The sequence below is a fragment of the Geminicoccus flavidas genome, from assembly GCF_009806515.1.
In the GTDB taxonomy this organism is placed as follows: Bacteria; Pseudomonadota; Alphaproteobacteria; order Geminicoccales; family Geminicoccaceae; genus Geminicoccus; species Geminicoccus flavidus.
The window spans coordinates 1-2,222 of sequence record NZ_WUJP01000109.1; the positions used below are offsets into that span (position 1 = coordinate 1).

The window sequence follows — 2,222 nt, forward strand, 5'->3', positions numbered from 1 at the left end:
GCGTCTCGTCGTCCGGCAACTCGCCCAGCGTCACCTTGACGGTCTTCTTCTCGCCCTTGCGCCAGATCAGGACCTCGACCTCCTTGTTCACGGCGGTCTCGGCGACGATGCGCGGCAAGGAGCGCATCCGGTCGATCTTCTTGTGGTCGAACTCAAGGATGACGTCGCCCGGCTGGATGCCTGCAGCGATCGCCGGACCGCCCTCCTGGGTGGAGGCAACCAGCGCACCGGCCTCCTCCTCCAGGCCCAGCCCCTCGGCGATCTCCTGAGTGACCGCCTGGATGCGCACGCCGAGCCAGCCGCGCGCCACCCGACCGGTCTCCTTCAGGCTCTCGATGATCGGCTTGGCGATGTTGGCGGGAATGGCGAAGCCGATGCCGACATTGCCGCCCGAGGGCGAGAAGATCGCGGTGTTGATGCCGATCACCTTGCCGTCCATCCCGAAGGACGGGCCGCCCGAGTTGCCGCGGTTGATGGCCGCGTCGACCTGGAGGAAGTCGTCATAGGGGCCGGCATTGATGTCGCGGTTGCGGGCGGACACGATGCCGGTCGTGACGGTCGAGCCCAGGCCGAACGGGTTGCCGATCGCCATCATCCAGTCGCCGACCCGGATCTGGTCGCTGTCGCCGAGTTCCACGTAAGGGAACGGCTCGTCGCGCTCGATCTTGAGCAGCGCGAGGTCGGTCTTGCTGTCGGTGCCGATCATCTTCGCGACATACTCGCTGTCGTCGTTCAGGATGACCTTGATCTCGTCGGAATCGGCGATGACGTGGTTGTTGGTCACCACGTAGCCGGTGGGATCGACGATGAAGCCCGAGCCCAGGGAGAAGGCGCGCCGCTGCTGCTCGGGCGGCCGCTGCCCGCGACGGTTCTGGTCAAAGAAGTCGCGGAAGAACTCCTCGAACGGCGAGCCAGGCGGGAACTGGGGCATCGGCATCGCCTGCTGGTCGTTCGGCTGGACCTGCCGGCTGGTGGAGATGTTGACCACGGCCGGCGCCACCCGCTCGACCAGCGGCGCAAAACTCGGCGGCGCGAAGCTCCGCGAGTCGGCCGGGACGCTGTCACCGAGCGGTGCCACGTCCTGCGCCTGCAGGCTGCCCGGCGCCAGGCTGCAGCCGAGCAGCATCATCGCAAGTGCCGGCAGGCTGGCGGCCGGCCTGGACGGGAGCGAGAGAAGCTTGCGAACGATCATACCCGAAATCCTGCTGGCACGGCGTCTGACCGCCATGGCATCTCGGCCCGCGCGCGACCCACCGGACCTGACATCGTCAATGTAGGCGCGCTCCGGCCGCGCGGCCATAGCACCCGGCGTCATGGCGCAGGGTAGGCGCCATCTCGGCCCGTCAGCCGCGGAGCAACCATACCGCGACCACCCCGGTGATCGCAAAGGCCAGCCCGCCATAGCGCAGCATTCCCTCGTCGCTTTCCGCGGCGCGGGCGGCGGCCCGGCGCATCATGCCGGGGAACAGGGTCCAGAGGATGCCCTCCACCACCAGCACGAGCGCCAGGGTCTGCAACAAATTCATCATCGGGAGCCTGTTCCCATGCGAACGGGCGGGACGGATCCCGCCCGCGCCGTTCAGGGCTGTTGCGCCTGGGGTTCAGGCGCCAGGGCGCCCAGCCGCCGGTCCGCCTCGTCCGCAGCCGGCGCCGCCTGTCCGGTGGGCGCGGCCGGAGGCGCTGCGGCCGCCTGGCTCTGCATGGGGTCGTATTCGCGGAAGTAGCGGAAGAAGTCGCTGTCCGGCGAGATCACCAGGTTGGTGTTCCCGTCACCCAGGGCTGTGCGATAGGCCTGCATCGAGCGGTAGAACTGGTAGAAGCCCGGGTCCTGCCCATAGGCCTCGCCCGCGATCCGAGTCGCCTCCGCATCGCCCTCGCCGCGAAACACGTCCGCCTGGCGCATGGCATCCGCGATCAGCACGCGCCGCTCGCGATCGGCACGCGAGCGGATCCGCTGGGCCACCTCGGCACCCTGCGCACGCAGCTCGTTGGCCTCGCGCTGCCGTTCGGTCTGCATCCGCTGGAAGATCGCCTGGCTGTTCTGCTCGGGCAGGTCGGCGCGCTTGATGCGCAGGTCGACCAGTTCCACGCCGAAGCCCTGCATCGAGCGATTGGTCTGCTCCCGGATCCGCTGCATCAGCGTGCCACGCTCGGCGCTGAGCACCTGCATCAGCCCGGCCTCGCCCAGCACGCCACGCAGGTTGGAGGACAGGATCGGCCCG

The 2,222-nt window shown here is 68.8% G+C and carries 3 protein-coding genes; all 3 read right to left on the reverse strand.

Translation table 11 applies throughout. The features are described 5' to 3' along the window. On the reverse strand, positions 1 to 1,192 hold a 1,192-nt coding region (locus EQG76_RS02910), incomplete at its 3' end, for a Do family serine endopeptidase (RefSeq protein WP_235031178.1). Positions 1,193 to 1,343: 151 nt separating this feature from the next. Then, positions 1,344 to 1,529, reverse strand: a complete 186-nt coding sequence (locus EQG76_RS02915) for a DUF2065 domain-containing protein (RefSeq protein ID WP_159710462.1) — start codon at positions 1,527 to 1,529, stop codon at positions 1,344 to 1,346. 50 nt (positions 1,530 to 1,579) lie between these two features. Continuing rightward, a partial coding sequence (hflC, locus tag EQG76_RS02920) for a protease modulator HflC (RefSeq protein WP_159710464.1) occupies positions 1,580 to 2,222 on the reverse strand: 643 nt, incomplete at its 5' end.